This window comes from Bradyrhizobium sp. SZCCHNR1002 (genome assembly GCF_032381435.1).
GTDB lineage: Bacteria > Pseudomonadota > Alphaproteobacteria > Rhizobiales > Xanthobacteraceae > Bradyrhizobium > Bradyrhizobium aeschynomenes.
This window is the reverse complement of sequence record NZ_JAUHIS010000011.1, coordinates 154,438-169,990: the sequence shown is the minus strand read 5'-3', so window position 1 is coordinate 169,990 and position 15,553 is coordinate 154,438. Positions and strand designations below refer to the sequence as shown.

Below are 15,553 nucleotides of genomic sequence, written 5' to 3'. Positions count from 1 at the left end.
TTTTTGCGGATTACGGCGACTAGAACCGTAGTCGCCGCGAGGTGGAAAGTACGGTGCGGCCGAAGCGTTCGTTGCTGCCGGCCGCGATAATATCTGACTGTTCTTATGTGGCCTTCAGTGTTTGCTATCGCACACCCTTAAAGGAAATCGAGACTTTTTCGACAAGGTGTGGCGCGAGATCGTGCGTCGGAATGAATACCGGAATCTCCGGATCCGGCCTGTTCTTGTCGTGCTTCTTGTTGGCAATCCAATCTTCCCGGCTTGGCACCTGCTCCAGGCCCACGACGTACATGTCGAACCCGTCCTCTGTCAGTCTGAAGCGCAGGAAGTTGTTGTAAGCCCCGATCCGGAGCGCGCTGAACGCGTCGTTGCGGTTCATCCTGAACAGCAGGCAGGTGATCAGCATGTTCAGCCCAAACAGCGTGCTCCCGATTAGAAATCCCACCGGCACCATCTCCAACGCGAGAAGGCCGTACCACTTCCAGATCTCCCACCACTCGCCGCTCCAGGCAAAGTTGGCGTTGTTGTAGGCGATGACGTAGCGCGCCGCGCAGATCAGCACGACGACATGCGCGGCTGCATGCACGGCGGCCGTACTCCAGATCTTGAATTTTCGCGAGACTTCCTGCTTGACCGTGTAGCCGATCAGTGAAGCGCCGAACACGACGATGATCAACGCGTAGACGTCCGGGTGGTCCCGCAACGAGATCAGCACCGCGAAAAGGAAATAGATGCCGCCCATCAGCAGCGAGAAATCCCAGTTCTTGAAGGCGAAGAAGACGTTTCGCAGAGTCAGCGCCCGGCTCGTCGAGAACGAGGGGTAGACAGCGACCGTCGTCTTTGCCGGCTCCTTCGAATCCGGCATGGTGCCGAGCTTCAGTGCCTCGCGATGGTTGACGAAATTCAAGGAGACGTCTTGTTCAAGGTGGTGCGTCGGATGAAGGAATGCCCCGCCTCCGCCGGACGTTACGTACTGGCGTTCGTCTTTTCCGACATACCGGCTGTAATGGTGCGTATCGCCGGACAGCAGGATTGGAACCGCATGTCCGCGACCGGCGTTCGTCGCGATCCCGGCGGCGTACTCCATGATCTCCCAGGAATTGCGATTCGTGTCCGTGTAGAGCCAGCCCGGTTCGGCGCTACACAGAATGATCTTCGAGTTCTCCGACATGTGTGCCGCGATGTGCTTGAAGTAGTCGAACTGAGGCTGGTCCATGTTGTCGGCGAGCTGAATATCTGTAGCCCACAGCCACCACGTCTCGGTGAGACGGACAGCGAAATAGCTGCGACGCTGGTAGGATCGCCAGGCACCGACATGCCACGCCTTCTCGCGAGAGAAGAGCGCAAGGAAAAGAACAAGGCCGTCGTACCAATCGTGGTTTCCGGGGATGGCGAGTAATGGCCTTCCCGTGTCGTTCTTCTTGTCGGCATCGGGAGCGGCCCACGCGTAGGGCTGCCAAAGTTGATTTACGTAGGCCTGCCGTGTGGCCTTGGGATAGACCTCGTCTCCGCCCATGACAAGCGCTTCGCCGCGCGGTAGCGGCGTGCCGCCAACGTTCAGTTCCTTCTTCGCCAGAAGGCTCGCCACAGCATAGGTGCTGTCGAACCCGTCGCCGAGATCAGCGACCCAATCGATCCAGATGCCGCCCTTCTCGTCCGGCGTCAGACGGGTCCGAAAATCCTCTGCGCGCCTGACGTGTTCCTCGGGCGGTACAGTGTCGAGCGCCGCGATCATCAGACGTCTGTCCGCATATTGCCCGAAAATCGAAGAGACGACCACGTTGTTGAGCAACTGCAGCAGCAGGACTGGATCGAACCAGTGCGCCATGCGCGGATACGTCTTGGTGTCGTTGAGCAAATCGTCGGCCACTCGTGTCTCCCTCGATTTCTACTACAACTTTTCGACTCCGGATGTTGCGGTAGTCGCTTCCCGGTCGGCTTCTTCACCGGCGGCGCGACGCTGAGACAACTTGCGAGCCGCCGCGGACCGCAGCTTCGGCGCGCCGCGCAGATGCGGCGATTGAGTACATAGCAAGAGTTACCGCGCATACGTCCGAGCCGCTTCGAAAAGCGCTGGCTTCGGTCACGAACAGCGCGAGGTAAAGCACGATTGAAAGCGACAAAACGGCGACTGAGAGTGCGCCGGCTCGTACAATCAGCTTAGACACAATCGGCTTCCGTAAAAATGAGCCGTCGGAATTCCGGGAATATGCACTCAATTTTTGAGCGAGTAAATCGCCGATTTCGCGTTATGGCGCATTGATCCAGTCGAGCTCTCCGCCCATCTGCTCGACGGCGGCGTTCCGTCGCGCCATGATTCCGTCCACTCCCGCGGCGGGAGGAACGGCGCCCCCCGTTCCAAGGTCTGCCCGCTTGAAAGCCGACGGTGATCGTGCTCAGAGGCAGCGTCTCGTCGCAAAGTTCGCCCTGCTGCAGCGGCGATCCTGCCTCACCCGACAGCTCAGCTTCGCGCCGGCAGTTCGACGCCCTCCGGCAGATCGTCCTGGTCGATCTTAATCTCCAACCGGTACCCGTGGAGCGTAGCCCGCCGACGGCTGAACTTGGTGCCGTGCATCACGACGAACTTGAAGCGCTCGCCGACCATCATCTGCAAGATCGGCGGCAGCGCGTCCATCGGCCACGGGAAAAGTCCCGTGATCGGGTCGCTTTAGGCGTCGAGCCATCCGACGCCCAGCGGTCGCGAGTCCGTCCCCGCCTCTGGCTCCAGGTCTTTCGACGACAGGAACGTCAGCTCGATCCGGTTAGGCTTCAGCCCTTGGGGTGCAGCAGCCGGCCCCGGACCTGGAGATGGCGGAATTCGTGGAAAGGGTCGGCCGGATCCCGCTCGGTGTTGAGGCTCAGCGAGTAACCCCAATCCCAGCCGTCGATCTGGACCACGTAGACCTGCACGTGATATGTTTCGGGGTCCCTCCCGTGGATGCCCAATGGACTGGTCGGACACCTTCCGCGACAGACACTACGACCCTGGCTACGTCTACATCGCCGGGTCGCTGTCTCATCGCGTCCTGAAGATCGGCACGACGGTGAACATCCGGCAGCAGGAGCGGCGCCTCCGCCGGACTGCGTACGGCAGCATCGACGACTGGAGACTGCTCTACTACGTCTGGGTCTCCGAAGGCGGAAGGATCGAACACGGCGCGCGCCGCGTCCTGAAGCGCTATCGTCAACTGCGGATGTACGACAAGGAAGGCCATCGCCAGAAGGGCCGCGAAATCGTGAAGTGCCGGTTCGGCGTCGCGCTGGAAGCGTTGACCGGACTTCTGGACGACGCGCAGCGCGCCAGCGCAACCAAGCCGTGGCGGGCGAGCGAATACGAATTCGGGTGGACCCCGCCTCCTCCACCCCCGCCCCTTTACGTCGCGCCGGTCGGCATACCGCCGACGATCAACCTCTACCGCGACATTGAGCAGATCGAGCTCTCAGTGCGGACTTACATGTGCCTGAAGAACGAAGGCATCCGCTTTCTCGGCCAGCTCGCCCAGAAAAGCGAGACTGAACTGCTGCGAATTCCCAACTTTGGACGGAAGTCGCTCAACGAATGGAAGGAGGTCCTCGCGCGGGTCGGGCTGCGTCTCGGGCAGGACCTCCCGGACTGGCCTCCGCCGGGCATCGACGTCCTGTCACAGCAGGCAGCCAAACTGCTGGAGCGCGTGGACGAACTCGAACTGTCAGTGCGATCGGCGAACTGCCTGAAGAACGAAGGCATTAACTACGTCGGCGAACTGGTGCAGAAGTCGGAAGCCGAAATGTTGAGGACGCCCAACTTCGGAAGGAAATGTCTGAACGAGATCAAGGAGCTTCTGGCCACGTCCGGTCTGCGCTTCAGCATGGATCTGTCCAGGTGGCCCTGAGCGCTCACGGACGCCGCCGGGTGAAGACGGGAGTGACCGTCTCTCGATCCGGGGCGACCGTCGCCGAATTGCGGCCGCCGCTCTACAAGTTGTGGCGTCACCCGGGCCGGCAAGGATTGAAGCGCATGCCAAACACCCGCGCTATCGGGCCCGTTCGTATCATCGTCATGCGCTCCGCACGACCGGAGCCGATGCCAATGTCGGCTTGTCCAACTTCTTCGACCACGATCTGTATGCGAGGCCCGTCATCAGGGCGTTACCCGCGACCACCAGGACCCGCATCCAGATCGCATCCGACACTCTCCTAAAGTCCGCCCTTACACATCCAATTGTGCAAGGTCATCTTCCTCGAGCTTCGTGCCCAAGCTGTAGCTATGGAGGCGCGCGCTGCGTTCGCGGAGTTTCGATCCTCGCATGACCAAGAAATTTGGTCGTCCTGCGATCAGTACCTCCAGAATGGGCTCCAACGCGTCGGACGGGATCCCGATGCCGGCGTCCAACCTGTCCAGATAAGATTCGATCGCCCCGACCGCGATAGGCTTGAATTCCTTTCGCCGTTCTTCCATCAGGCTCATTGACAGAAACAGCGATACTTCTACCCGGTCGGTTTGCAGCCCCAGCGGCCGCAGCAGCCGTCCCTTCATCTCCACGTGCCTGTGCTCATGGTAGGGATCGATCTGGTTCCGCACCGTGTTCAGCGCCAGCCAATAGCGGAAATCCCAGCTTTCGATCTCGACGATGTAGTCAACGAACTCCTCGGGCCGCTTGCGCCGCCGCTTCGTTTTCCTTGGTACCTTCCGCGTCGGGTCGGTAACCATTGGCTCGCCGCATCGTGGGACGCAGCGAGGCTACCCGAGTCGCCGTCCAGGGCAGTTCGAGAAACCGAGACGTGGGAGCAAGGAGGAGGCAATCCGCTCTGCGATCAAGCACAATCGGAGGCGCGAGCCTCGCCGACGCGACCTGCTACGCTTTGCCTCGGACGTCAAGCGAAACCCCTCCCGTAAGATCTGAAACGTCCTTTGCAGCTGTACGGTTTCGCGGCAATGCCGTCCGTAATCGGCCTGACCGTCCAGCTGCTGAGGCGGCAGCGGCGGCTGTGCAGAATGAGCTGCTCTCACCAACACAGGAGGCGCGCCATGGAGTTCTTCTGCGGACTGGATGTCGGCATGGATCAGACCGCGATTTGCGTGGTCGATGACAAGGGCGCCGTGCTGCTGGAGGTCGCGGTGGTGACCGACCCAGCAACAATCACGGCAGCACTGGCGCCGTATCTCGGCCGCCTGAGGCGGGTCGGCCACGAGGCCGGGGCGCTGTCGCCGTGGCTGCTTCCCGAATTGCTCCGTCGCGGCCTGCCGGCGATCTGTCTGGAGACCCCAGCATGTGCGCGCCGCGCTGAATGCGCAGCGCAACAAGACCGACCGTGCGGACGCGCTCGGCATCGCAGAAATCATGCGCACCGGCTGGTTCCGGCGCGCGCACATTAAGACCGCGCCGTGCTATCGGCTGCGACTGCTGCTGACGCATCGCCGCAATCTCAAGCGCAAATTCCTTGATCTCGAGAACGCGATCCGCACTCGTTGAAGGCGTTCGGCATGAGGCTCAACCGCGTCGGCCGCGGCGCCTTTGCGCAGGCCGTGCGCGAGGCGGTCGCCGGCGACGCGCTGATCAGCGAGCTGATCGATGCCATGCTCAATGCGCGCGCCGCGCTGTGGAAGGAGTACTGCCGGCTGCCCGGCCTGGTCGTCAAGCTGGTCGCCGGACACGAGCTGTGCCGGCGCTTCATGCAGATTCCAGGTGTCGGGCCGATCGCCGCGCTGAGCTTCATGACGGCGATTGACGATCCATCGCGATTTAGGCGTTCACGCGACGTCGCCGCGTAAGATGGAGAGCACCGATGGCGAGAGCGACGAAGACGATCGTGGCCAAAAGGCAGAACATCCGGCCGATTAAAGCGGCAAGATAAAACCGGAACTTGTGCAGGTGGCTACTGCATAAAGGCTCGGTTTTCGTTTCTGCCCCGAAGAGCATGATCTGCTCTTGCGAACGATCGATGCCGCCGGGCCGCGACGCTCTTACGGCGCGGTTCACAAGAGCCTTGTCCGAGAAAGCGGTCGCGTCCCAACCGACTTTTTCGACTGCAACCGGACTTGTCGGCCAAAGATCGCCCGAAGTTAAGCGCCTCTCTTCATGCCTCGAGCCACCGATTGACCACCAATACACCGTGAACGAACGTGGAAGCTGGTCAGGCCATGCCACGAAAAACGTCAATGTTCTCCGAGACCTTCGAGTGAGCAGGCCCGCTCATAACGGTCTTGTTGCAGGTTTCTAGTCCCGCCAGGGCCCACCACGATTTCAAATAGTTCATCGGGCGCAGCAGGTGATCCGTCACCCCCAGAATACCAACAGAAGCGGTCCGTTTTCGTCCCGGAGGGATCCTGGGTGCTCATCGAGCGCGTCGCAGAAAACCTTCCTTGATAAGCAATTTGACGATCTTGAGTCGAGATTGACTATCTAATCGATCCTGCACTTCTCCTATCGAAGCGCAGACCCCAGCCGCAAAAACTTTCAAAGTGTCTTCGACGCGAGCAGCCAAACGAATATTCTTATCGGCGAATAGCAGGAGCACCGAATTGTCATCACTCACGATCCTGAATGAGACGTTTGGAAAGATTTCGACCTTTGTATTCAGGTCAACCTCAGAAAGGGCGAGGAGATCAAGCAATCGGCCATCTCGTAAATCGGTGCGCCGTGCGAATTGCCTTTCTAGCAATTGATTGGCCCCGGCCTGCAAATCTAGGCGGCTGAGTAGAAATTCCTTCACCGACAACAATGCGGAAGCGTCTAGTTCGCCTGACTTGATATCCGGCGTTTCGCGGATCTTTTCTTCCCGCTCAATTTCGGTTATGGCCGATCTTATTATGTCCAACCAGGTCGGCAGGAAAAGTCCGATCGTAATATGGATCGAGGCTTCGCTTTCGGTAGACGCCGCATGAAACAAGCCCCGCGGTACATAGAGAAGATCTCCCGCTTCCAAGGTAAGCTCTGCAATCGGATCACAAGGCACCCAAGGACGCTCGGTCAGACGATCCTCGCGAATTGGCTTCAGTTCCGTTCGCGGATAAAGCTTCCACGTCTTGCGGCCGTGAATCTGCAAGGCGAAGAAACTGTATGTGTCGTAGTGAGTCGTGAACCCCTGGGCGTTTGGGGGAGTGATGAAAGCGCTGGCGTGAACATTACATGCGAAGGCCTCTTCCAATTGGTCGACAAAACGACCAAACCTCGGAAGATTATTCTGAAGCAACTGCACTATGATCGTCGCTCCATCGTTGTAACAACAGAACATCTTTTCGTTGTCGATCAAATCGTGCGAAACATGCGGGCCAATCTTCAGCTCACGAGCGTAAGATTCTAGCACCAGCTCTGCGCCATCCTTAGCCAGGCGAATGCTCGGATAGCGAATGTCAGTGCGAGTTAAAAAATCGGAGATTTCAGCTACCGAAATGAATTCTTCAAATGACTCTTTGCCGCGCCCATCGATCAAAAGAAAAGTTTTATCATCATAAGAATCGAAAAATTCATCGAGCCGAATGGGCTCGATGAGCCTTGTGAAGGCGCTATTTCCTGCCCGGGCTATCAATTGTTTTGATAATTTTGCTGATTGACGCTGTTTTTCGTCGCGTAGCGCGGGCCGTTGGGCGTTTTGTTTTCCACCACGTTGCGGGTAATAACAATTTCCTCCTCGGATACCGAAACGGTGGTGGGATCTTCCGAGGTCGGAGGTGTGTCGCTATTGCGTTGTCGGTCCATTGGGTTCTCCACTCATCTTGTGGTGGCATTCTACCCAGAAAATTACTCCAAGTCACCCCTCCCTCAGACCCACCCCGCTACCGCAACAACCTTATCCGACATGCTGTTTGGGTTTTTGAGTGATGATGCCTTCGACCGTCCGTCAGTCGCCGATGTGCTGATCGCGCCGGGTATCCATGGCTCAAGTATAGAGCAAGGATCGAGCGTTTGCATGTCCTGCCCGCCTACTAATTGAATTCGTCGCTCTAGGCGTCCTTATAGAGCTCGGACTCAGTCTTAGGCGCACGGATAACCGGTAAACGCTTGAGCTCGGCTGCGAGCCTGCGACGCGCAGCGTAGAGATCGACCGCCCGCTGAAGGTCGAGCCAGTACTCCGGCGTTGTGCTGGTGACGTGAGACAAACGCAATGCCATCTCGGGCGTGATGGCGCGCTTGCCGTTGATAATCTGGCTCACAGAAAAGCGCGACACGTTCATCGCCTTGGCGAGCGTGTCCTGGGTGATGTCAGCGCCGAGGATGCGCTTCCTGAGCACATCCCCCGGTGTCACTGGGGGCGCCAGAACAAACTTCGCCACCGTCATGGCAAGCCTACCGCCGTTCGAGACGAATCTGGTAAGCACCAAAATCCTCCGACCATTGGAAAGTGACGAACCACTTGCCCTCGACGTGCAGGCCGTAAAGCCCATCGGACTTGGTGAAACGGTTGATCGGACCGATGACGCCGATGTCCTGATGGGAGTGACAGGCGACGAGAAGCTGCATGATTTCGTAGGCTGTCACCGTAATGTGCTGGCGGATGCCGCCGCCGAAGCGGGTCGTTGCGATGAGTTCGGTGGTCTTGTTGGCAAATCGTTTCATAGTTCACCTGCAAGGCTGCAATCGGGAGCGTTGCCTTGCACGCGGCAAGGCTGATGGCAGCCGTTGCCGGGGGTGAACTTCCAGTGTGGATTTCGAACGACAGGACGCGATCGCGCAACGTTCCGGCAGCGACCGGCTCGCGGCGCATGCGGGCCGCCTTAAACGCGGCAAGGGACGCGACCTGCTTGAAGAGGATGGTGCGAAGGAAGGTGACCAGCGACAGGCCGTCCTGGTCGGATTGGCTGAGGCCGGCGAGCATTCGACGCAAGATCAGTGAGATCTGGCGAGACGACAGCTCGAGTTCCGGGAGTGGACCGGTCAGACCGGCTGGCACGTCATTCCGGCCGAAGGTCCTGCGCCCCGTGAGCCCATGGGCCGCGTCGTCGATGTCGCGATAGAGGCGCCAGAACCGTTTCTGGGAGAACAGCTCGTGAGCGAAGATATGTGCCTGCTCGTGGGCGCTCGCATAGACCGCCTTGATACCGCGATCGATAGCCTCAAGCTCAAGCCTCAGGGCGAGGGCAAGCCGGTCGTGGTGGCCGCCGAGGATCGCAAGCCCAACAGAGCGGAACAGGTCCGGCCCCTGCGGAACAAACGCGCCCGTGTCCAGCACCACGCTCATGCCGGCGTGGTTGGGGGCCCATTCGACTTTAAGATTGGCATTTGCAATCATTCGACACGATGTAATGCACATCATTACACCCGTCAAGTCCCGAGCGGCGATGGGCACCCGATTTTCCGCCGCTCATAACGGTCAGGGTGAGATCCGATGTTGGTGAGCGAACAAACAATAAGTCGTGGCGGCTTGCCCTAGCCCCGCAACTTACCCAAGGCGACTATCGCTCGGATGACGGCAAAATCGACGAAAGCGAAAAGTCTTGGTCACCTCTCCTTTCTGCTTGCTTCAGTATCCAATTGTACGACGCGCCTTCGACGACTATTTTGCTTCGGCATCGATAATTGCAGGATGTCTGGATGGACAAGTCGTCCGACATGCTTTGGTTGGCGACTGAGCGAAGACCACGGACCGAAGCCGTCAAATTGTCCTTGTAGGCGAGTCCAGAAGAAGCGATTCTACGATTGGCGCGTGCTCGCAGGCTCGGGCCGAAGTGAGCTTCCATTGAAGGTTGACGGTGCATATGTCTAGAAAGGCGCCAAAGCCGCCGCCCGAAGCGAGCGTGTGCAAGTACGTAGCAAAATATGGGCTTGCTGCCCATCTGTTCTACAATTCTGATGGCAGCGTCGCAGCCGTTAAGCTGAGCAAACCGGAACCGGAGACCGAGCAACACGTCGGCGACGAGACATCTGAGGATCTTAGAAAGCTGCTATGAAGCCGCCGCGCAGTGCCCTGCCCTTACCTCGCTACGTTGAACGTAAGCCGCTCAAGAATGATGGTTGGGGCTACTTCTTTCACGTGCCGTCGTGGGCGAAGAAGGCAGGTTGCACTGTGCATAGCGAGCGGCTCGGCACCGACTATCAAACCGCGGTCCTGCGCGCCGAAACAATGCTCTTGCCCGCCTTCGATGCATGGCGGACCGGCGGCAAGGCGCTGGCAGCGTCGCCTCCCAATGCGTTCGGAACGCTCGACTGGATGTTTGCCGAATACCGGTCTGACCGCCGCTACACCAAGCTCGATCCCAAGTCCAAGCGCAATCACGAAGTCGGCTTCAAGCTCGTCGGCGGCTACGTCCTGAAAGATGGCAAGCGGCTGGGCGAGAAGCGCCTAACCGCGATCGATACGGCTCTGATCGACGACCTCTATGAAAAGTTGTTGATCCTCAAGTTCACCGATGCTGAGGGCAAGATAGTCGAACGCGAGCGCCGCACCACGGTGAACCACGCGATGAAGTCATGTCGCCGCGCGTGGAACGTGGTCGCACGCCGGCATCCTGGCAAGCTGCCATTGGTCAACCCATTCTCGCGGATGGGACTTCGGTCATCAAATCGTGAAACACCGACTGCTGCGTACGAGGAGTTGATAGCCTTCCGTAGCAAGGCCATCGAGCTCGGGCTTTCGTCGCTGGCGACCGCTGCCCTGATAGGGTGGGAATGGCTACAGCGCGAGACTGACATTTTTGCGACTTTCGACGTGTCGCATTATCGCCCGAAAGAGCGCCCGAATATGGTCCGCGTCATCGATGAAAAGACAAGGCAGGAAGGCTGGATACCGCTGTTCGACGATGCAGGTATACCGGTTTATCCCGAGTTGATGGCGGAGCTCGACGCCATCAAACGCGAACGCATCGGCGGCTTGATGCTGAGCCGGGATTGGGGCGAGCGCGGACCATGGCCGACATGGCCGAAGCCGGATCAGCCGGACTTCACGCACGTGAGCCGCAAGGTCAAAGAAGTCATCCGCGCTGCTGGCCTTCGCGATGAATTGTCATTCACATCGTTCCGGCATGGCGGCTTCACTGAAGGCGGCGACGCCGAACTGACTGACCGCGAGATGCTGGCACAGGGCCGGCACACGACCGTGAAAGTGTTGCCAAAGTACACCAAACGTACGACGCGGCAGATCGTCAATGGTGCCAGGAAGCGGCGGGCAGCTCGAACAAAGGAAGGACATTTGTCCGAATGAGCATCAGCCTGCTTGTCCGAATGGAAAGCTGACGGCGCGACAAGTGCCTGAAATCGTTGGAGCGGGTGAAGGGAATCGAACCCTCGTATTCAGCTTGGAAGGCTGCTGCTCTACCATTGAGCTACACCCGCATCGGCGCGTTCCCTAACATGGTCCGGCGCCGGTCTCAACCTCTTCGGGCTCAGGACCGCTTCAGGCCAAGTCCGGGCACCGGAGGTGATTGAGGCCGCGGCCGAACGGCGCGTTTCGAAGGATCCGTCCGTTCCGAACCGCAATGCAGCATGGATCACGACGGGAAGTTCCGTATTCGGCCCCCCTACCATCCCGGCCCACCCCGGCCTATATTGACATTTCCATCAACAACGAAAGGAGGTGATCCAGTGTCTTTCACCAAGCGCTGTCACCTCGCTGGGATCGCCCGCTGAGCAGCTCTTCATGAGCGACGTTCGATGAGCGCGTGATTCGTCAGCGATCGCGCTATCGCGGCTTGGCAACGGGGCGGTCTCGGCCCTGGACCAGCGAGTTCAAGATCGGAAGGCGCGGCGGGTCTGATGGCCCGCCGCGTTTTTTTGTCTCAAGGACGGTCGCCTGCGGCTTGCACCGGCGCCGAGCGCACGAAGCGCCGCACCAACATTCCGCCGAAGCCCAGCATCCAGAAATATTGGACATATTCCGGCGCGTAGGCGGCAATCACCATGCCCGGCACGAACACGACCACCGGGAAGACCGCGCCGGCGATCTCGGCATGGCGGCCGCTCGGCAGTGCGAGCCACCACAGCGCGGCGTTGAGAGCGGCGATCACCGTCAGATGCAGGCCGTACAGCACGGCCACCGCGCTCGACAGCCGATAGCCGCCGTACAGACCGTTGGTGACCGGGAGCAGCACGATCGACAGCAGGAAGAACAGGTTGAGCAGCACGACGGGACGGCTGCCGAACGGCTGCCGCGCCAGCCGACGGTGATGGCTGATCCAGAACACGCCGGCGATGATGAAGCTCAGCGCCAGCCCGGCGAGCCTGCCGGAATAGGTGTGTGCCAGATCCACCCAGTCCGGCAGTTGCGCGAAATGGGGCTTCGGCAGGTCATAGGCCAGAAGCGTCATCGCCACACCGAAGATGGTGTTGGAGAGCGATTCGAGGCGGCGCATTTCGAACAGGTCGGATTGGGGCTCGGTCATTTCAGATCGGAGGCATCGGCACGCGTGCGGGACAAGTCAGCTCCGATCTATAGCAGGTCTCGGACGGCATTGTCCGAGCCGCACGCGACGGGGGCGGCCGCCCATTGCAGCCCCCTCTCCCAGCCTCAGCGGCAGGCGTAGGTGTGACCGTCGAAGCCGCGATAGCTCCGTGTAGCCGGATTGTAGCTGCGGAACTGCACGCAAGGCGGCAAGCCGGCGGTACGCCGTGGCCGCTCCTCGGTTTGGGAGCGGGCCGCAACCGGCGTTCCGGTGTTGGCCGGCTTCGCCATCACGATCATCGATCGGATCGCCGACATCGTCGTGGGCTTGCCGGTCTCCTTGCCGGCGGCTTTCGGCTGCTCGGTCTGTCCCCCCTTGGGCGCCGCATCCTTGACGGCAACGACCACGGCTTTGGCGGATGTCGCCTTGCCGGCCGAAGGCTTGTCGGTCGAAGGCTTCTCGGTCGAAGGCTTGCCGGGTGCGTTGCCTGAGGCCGTTCTGCTCGGCGCCGCACCACCTGCCGCCGCGGTCACGGACAATGCTCGGCCGGAGATGGTCTTCGCTGCCGCAGGCTTGGCCGGGGTGGCCTTGCCGGTTGCCGGGTTGCTCGACGCAGGCTTGGCAGCCGCCGCGGGATCGAGGGCAGCAGCCTTGGAGACCGCCTCCGCCTTGTCCCAGGCAGTCGCCTGCTTCTCCTCTGCGGCGGGCACGGGCTGGGCGGCCGCAGCCGCGTCATTGGCCGCCGGCTTGGCCTCGGCAGTGGCCGATGAGCTCGATTGTGCCGACTTGGGGTCCGCCTTAGCGTCTGTCTTGGCATCCGTAGATGCGGTCCTGTCGTCGGCGGTCTTATCGACAGCCGCGACCGGAGCCTCGGCCGGCTTCTTGATCAGCTTCTTGCAGTCGAGCGGAAATACCAGCTCGCCGGATGCAGTAAGCCCGATCGGCTCGCATCCGCCAAAGGGACCGCTCTCCTTCTGCACGTCCCTGGCGACATCGGTGGCAGGCGCCGCACTCGCTCCCCCCGCCTCCGCCCCCTGCGCAACGGGAGCCATCGACGCAACCTGTAATAGAACAACGCCGCACAACAAGCCGGCCCGGCCGGTCTTCCGCCCCAATGTACGCATGACACGCTCGCTCAACGCATGAACTACTTGCGAAGCCAACACGCCATTGAGGCAAGTCTGTGAAGGAAAGCCGCGCTGAGCCCCAGCGATGTCAATTCAGTGGCGTTGTGTCATGTCTGCACGACCGGTTGCACCACAGGAATCCCTCAATGCAGTTGCAATCGGCGCTTACTCAGGTCGCTCCGCCCGCGCTGATCGCTCGAGAAGACGCCAGCCGCGCGCGCCGTTCGGACCTGGACCTTGAGCTCAACCGACTATCGTCCCGACATCGACTGCCTGCGCGCCTTCGCGGTCATCTCGGTCATCGCGTTCCACTACGACATTCCGCCATTCCGCAGCGGCTATGTCGGCGTGGACGTGTTCTTCGTCATCTCTGGCTTTCTGATCACCCGGATCATCCACGACGAGGCTAGCGCGGGCACGTTCTCGTTCGCGGCATTCTATCGCCGCCGCGCCCGGCGTATCCTGCCCGCGGCGTTCGCCATGCTGTGCGCGACCCTGGTCGGCGCCAGCCTGATCCTGCTGCCGCAGGAGACGGTATCGGTGGCGCAGCAGGCGGTGGCCGTGCTGACCTTCAGCTCCAACATCCTGTTCTGGTCGCAGCAGGGCTATTTCGATAGCGCCGCCATCGCCAAGCCGTTGCTGCACACCTGGTCGCTCGGCGTCGAAGAGCAGTACTACGTGCTGTTTCCGGCGCTGGCGCTGGCCGTCTTTGCGCTGCGGCGCGCACAGATGCTGGCGATCCTCATCGCAGCCTGCGCCGTCTCGTTCCTGCTCTGCGTCGTCCAGACCCGGATGCAGCCGGCGGCGGCATTCTATCTGCTGCCGGCGCGGGCCTGGCAGCTTGCGCTCGGCGCACTGCTGGCGGTGGAGGCGCTGCCGGCGCTGCGGAGCGAGCGGCTCAGGATCGCGGCCACCACGCTGGGGTGGATCGCGCTCGGCGCCTCGGTCAACATCTTCTCACCGCGCACGCTCTATCCCGGCACGGCGGCGCTGCTGCCCTGCCTCGGCACCGCCGCGGTGATCTGGGGCAAGCCGGCCCTGCCGAGGACCGTCCTGATACTAGCGCGGCCCATGATGGCCGTCGGCCTGTGGTCCTACTCGCTATATCTCTGGCACTGGCCGGTGGTCTCGTTCGCAACCGCCATCTGGGGGCCGCCCGGCACCGCGATGGGCAAGCTCGCGCTGCTCGGCGGCTGCACGATCCTGGCGCTGGCGAGCTTCTATCTGATCGAGCAGCCGGCCCGCCGCGCCGACTGGCCGGGAACGGCGCGCGCCCTCGCGGCAACCGGCGCAGCTGCGCTCGCCGCCAGCGTCGTCATGATCTCCGCGTCCGGCTTTCCCAACCGGTTCTCCCCGCAGCAACGAGCCATGGCCGATTTCCTCAGCTACGACCACAGGGACATCTACGAGGAAGGCCGCTGCTTCCTCGCCCCGGGTCAAACAGTCGAGGCGCTGCAGCCCGCCTGCCTCGCCAAGGGCCCGGGTCCCAACATCCTGCTGTGGGGCGACAGCCATGCCGAACATCTGGCTCACGGCTTGAAGCATGCGCTGCCGCAGGCCACGCTGTTGCGCGCGACGATGGCGCAGTGTGTCCCCCATGACGAGCCGGGCCAATCGGCGGCCTGCACAGCCTTCAATCGCCGGCTGCCCGGCCTCGTCCGCAATCTCGCGCCGGACACGGTGATCCTCTCCGGCAATTGGACGCGCACTGCGATGGCACCGTCGGCGCGCACCAGTCTGCTGGCAACCATCCGGACGATCACGGACGCCGGCAGCAGGGTCGTTGTCGTCGGACCGAGCCCGCAATTCGACCGCGCTCTGCCGCACCTCCTGATCGCAGCGACGCGCTTCGGTGTCACCACCGAGGGACACATGCCCAACCTTTTCGGCGAGGTCGACGGCTTTCTGCGGGCGCAGCTGAAGGACCGGCCACGAACGGACTACGTGTCGCTGCTCGCGCTGCTCTGCCCTGGCGGTGCGTGCATCCTGCAGGCGCCCGATGGCGCGCCGATCGCCTGGGATCAGGGCCATTTCACCGCACAAGGCTCGGAGCTCGCGGCCATCGGCATCGTCCGGGGATCGCCGACACTGGCGGCATCGCTTCCGGACGAGCGCGACTGAGTCCGGCGCT

The 15,553-nt window shown here is 61.2% G+C and carries 14 protein-coding genes, 1 tRNA gene and 3 pseudogenes; 7 read left to right on the top strand and 11 right to left on the bottom strand.

Going from position 1 to position 15,553, the window contains the following annotated elements; translation table 11 throughout:
• Positions 1 to 124 precede the first annotated feature (124 nt).
• The 3 genes from QX108_RS33250 to QX108_RS33240 form a co-directional block, all read right to left on the bottom strand.
• Entirely contained in the window at positions 125 to 1,870 is a 1,746-nt protein-coding gene (locus tag QX108_RS33250; protein ID WP_315786556.1) for a hypothetical protein, read from the bottom strand.
• A gap of 591 nt (positions 1,871 to 2,461) precedes the next feature.
• Positions 2,462 to 2,635 (bottom strand): hypothetical protein, encoded by a 174-nt coding sequence (locus tag QX108_RS33245; RefSeq protein ID WP_315786553.1) that lies wholly within the window; start codon positions 2,633 to 2,635, stop codon positions 2,462 to 2,464.
• A gap of 134 nt (positions 2,636 to 2,769) precedes the next feature.
• Complete coding sequence (locus QX108_RS33240; protein ID WP_315786550.1) at positions 2,770 to 2,910, bottom strand: hypothetical protein; 141 nt, start codon at positions 2,908 to 2,910, stop codon at positions 2,770 to 2,772.
• Between the two features lie 5 nt (positions 2,911 to 2,915).
• Between QX108_RS33240 and QX108_RS33235 the strand changes: the two are divergent.
• Together QX108_RS33235 and QX108_RS33230 are read left to right on the top strand one after the other, a co-directional pair.
• Positions 2,916 to 3,566: pseudogene (locus tag QX108_RS33235) on the top strand (DNA-directed RNA polymerase subunit alpha C-terminal domain-containing protein); the annotation flags it as partial.
• A gap of 93 nt (positions 3,567 to 3,659) precedes the next feature.
• Positions 3,660 to 3,872: pseudogene (locus QX108_RS33230) on the top strand (DNA-directed RNA polymerase subunit alpha C-terminal domain-containing protein); the annotation flags it as partial.
• Between the two features lie 317 nt (positions 3,873 to 4,189).
• Here QX108_RS33230 and QX108_RS33225 read toward each other — a convergent pair.
• Positions 4,190 to 4,690, bottom strand: a complete 501-nt coding sequence (locus QX108_RS33225) for a hypothetical protein (RefSeq protein ID WP_315786547.1) — start codon at positions 4,688 to 4,690, stop codon at positions 4,190 to 4,192.
• 318 nt (positions 4,691 to 5,008) lie between these two features.
• On the opposite strand from QX108_RS33225, the pseudogene QX108_RS33220 reads away from it, so the two are divergent.
• Positions 5,009 to 5,749, top strand: a pseudogene (locus QX108_RS33220) (transposase); the annotation flags it as partial.
• A gap of 566 nt (positions 5,750 to 6,315) precedes the next feature.
• On the opposite strand, the gene QX108_RS33215 reads toward QX108_RS33220, so the two are convergent.
• The 4 genes from QX108_RS33215 to QX108_RS33200 all read right to left on the bottom strand — a co-directional run bounded on the left by QX108_RS33215 (position 6,316) and on the right by QX108_RS33200 (position 8,537).
• On the bottom strand, positions 6,316 to 7,509 hold the full coding sequence (locus QX108_RS33215) for a cupin domain-containing protein (RefSeq protein ID WP_315786544.1): 1,194 nt from the start codon (positions 7,507 to 7,509) through the stop codon (positions 6,316 to 6,318).
• Positions 7,506 to 7,679 (bottom strand): hypothetical protein, encoded by a 174-nt coding sequence (locus QX108_RS33210; RefSeq protein ID WP_315786541.1) that lies wholly within the window; start codon positions 7,677 to 7,679, stop codon positions 7,506 to 7,508. The genes QX108_RS33215 and QX108_RS33210 overlap by 4 nt, the downstream gene beginning before the upstream one ends.
• A 245-nt stretch (positions 7,680 to 7,924) precedes the next feature.
• Positions 7,925 to 8,260, bottom strand: coding sequence for a HigA family addiction module antitoxin (locus QX108_RS33205; RefSeq protein ID WP_315786539.1), 336 nt, complete (start codon positions 8,258 to 8,260; stop codon positions 7,925 to 7,927).
• A gap of 7 nt (positions 8,261 to 8,267) precedes the next feature.
• Positions 8,268 to 8,537, bottom strand: coding sequence for a hypothetical protein (locus QX108_RS33200; protein WP_315786536.1), 270 nt, complete (start codon positions 8,535 to 8,537; stop codon positions 8,268 to 8,270).
• An 85-nt stretch (positions 8,538 to 8,622) separates the two neighbouring features.
• On the opposite strand from QX108_RS33200, the gene QX108_RS33195 reads away from it, so the two are divergent.
• From QX108_RS33195 to QX108_RS33185, 3 genes are all read left to right on the top strand, one after another.
• Entirely contained in the window at positions 8,623 to 8,814 is a 192-nt protein-coding gene (locus tag QX108_RS33195) for a hypothetical protein (RefSeq protein ID WP_315786534.1), read from the top strand.
• A gap of 93 nt (positions 8,815 to 8,907) precedes the next feature.
• Complete coding sequence (locus tag QX108_RS33190) at positions 8,908 to 9,288, top strand: hypothetical protein (RefSeq protein ID WP_315786532.1); 381 nt, start codon at positions 8,908 to 8,910, stop codon at positions 9,286 to 9,288.
• A gap of 576 nt (positions 9,289 to 9,864) precedes the next feature.
• Positions 9,865 to 11,118 (top strand): hypothetical protein, encoded by a 1,254-nt coding sequence (locus tag QX108_RS33185; protein WP_315786530.1) that lies wholly within the window; start codon positions 9,865 to 9,867, stop codon positions 11,116 to 11,118.
• A 57-nt stretch (positions 11,119 to 11,175) separates the two neighbouring features.
• Here the strand turns inward: QX108_RS33185 and QX108_RS33180 are convergent.
• From QX108_RS33180 to QX108_RS33170, 3 genes are all read right to left on the bottom strand, one after another.
• Positions 11,176 to 11,249 (bottom strand) — tRNA-Gly (locus QX108_RS33180).
• 443 nt (positions 11,250 to 11,692) lie between these two features.
• Positions 11,693 to 12,295 (bottom strand): TMEM175 family protein, encoded by a 603-nt coding sequence (locus tag QX108_RS33175; RefSeq protein ID WP_172107985.1) that lies wholly within the window; start codon positions 12,293 to 12,295, stop codon positions 11,693 to 11,695.
• A gap of 125 nt (positions 12,296 to 12,420) precedes the next feature.
• Positions 12,421 to 13,347, bottom strand: coding sequence for a hypothetical protein (locus QX108_RS33170; RefSeq protein WP_315786528.1), 927 nt, complete (start codon positions 13,345 to 13,347; stop codon positions 12,421 to 12,423).
• 312 nt (positions 13,348 to 13,659) lie between these two features.
• Here QX108_RS33170 and QX108_RS33165 point away from each other — a divergent pair, with 312 nt between their 5' ends.
• Positions 13,660 to 15,543, top strand: coding sequence for an acyltransferase family protein (locus QX108_RS33165; RefSeq protein WP_315786526.1), 1,884 nt, complete (start codon positions 13,660 to 13,662; stop codon positions 15,541 to 15,543).
• The last annotated feature ends 10 nt before the right edge of the window (positions 15,544 to 15,553 follow it).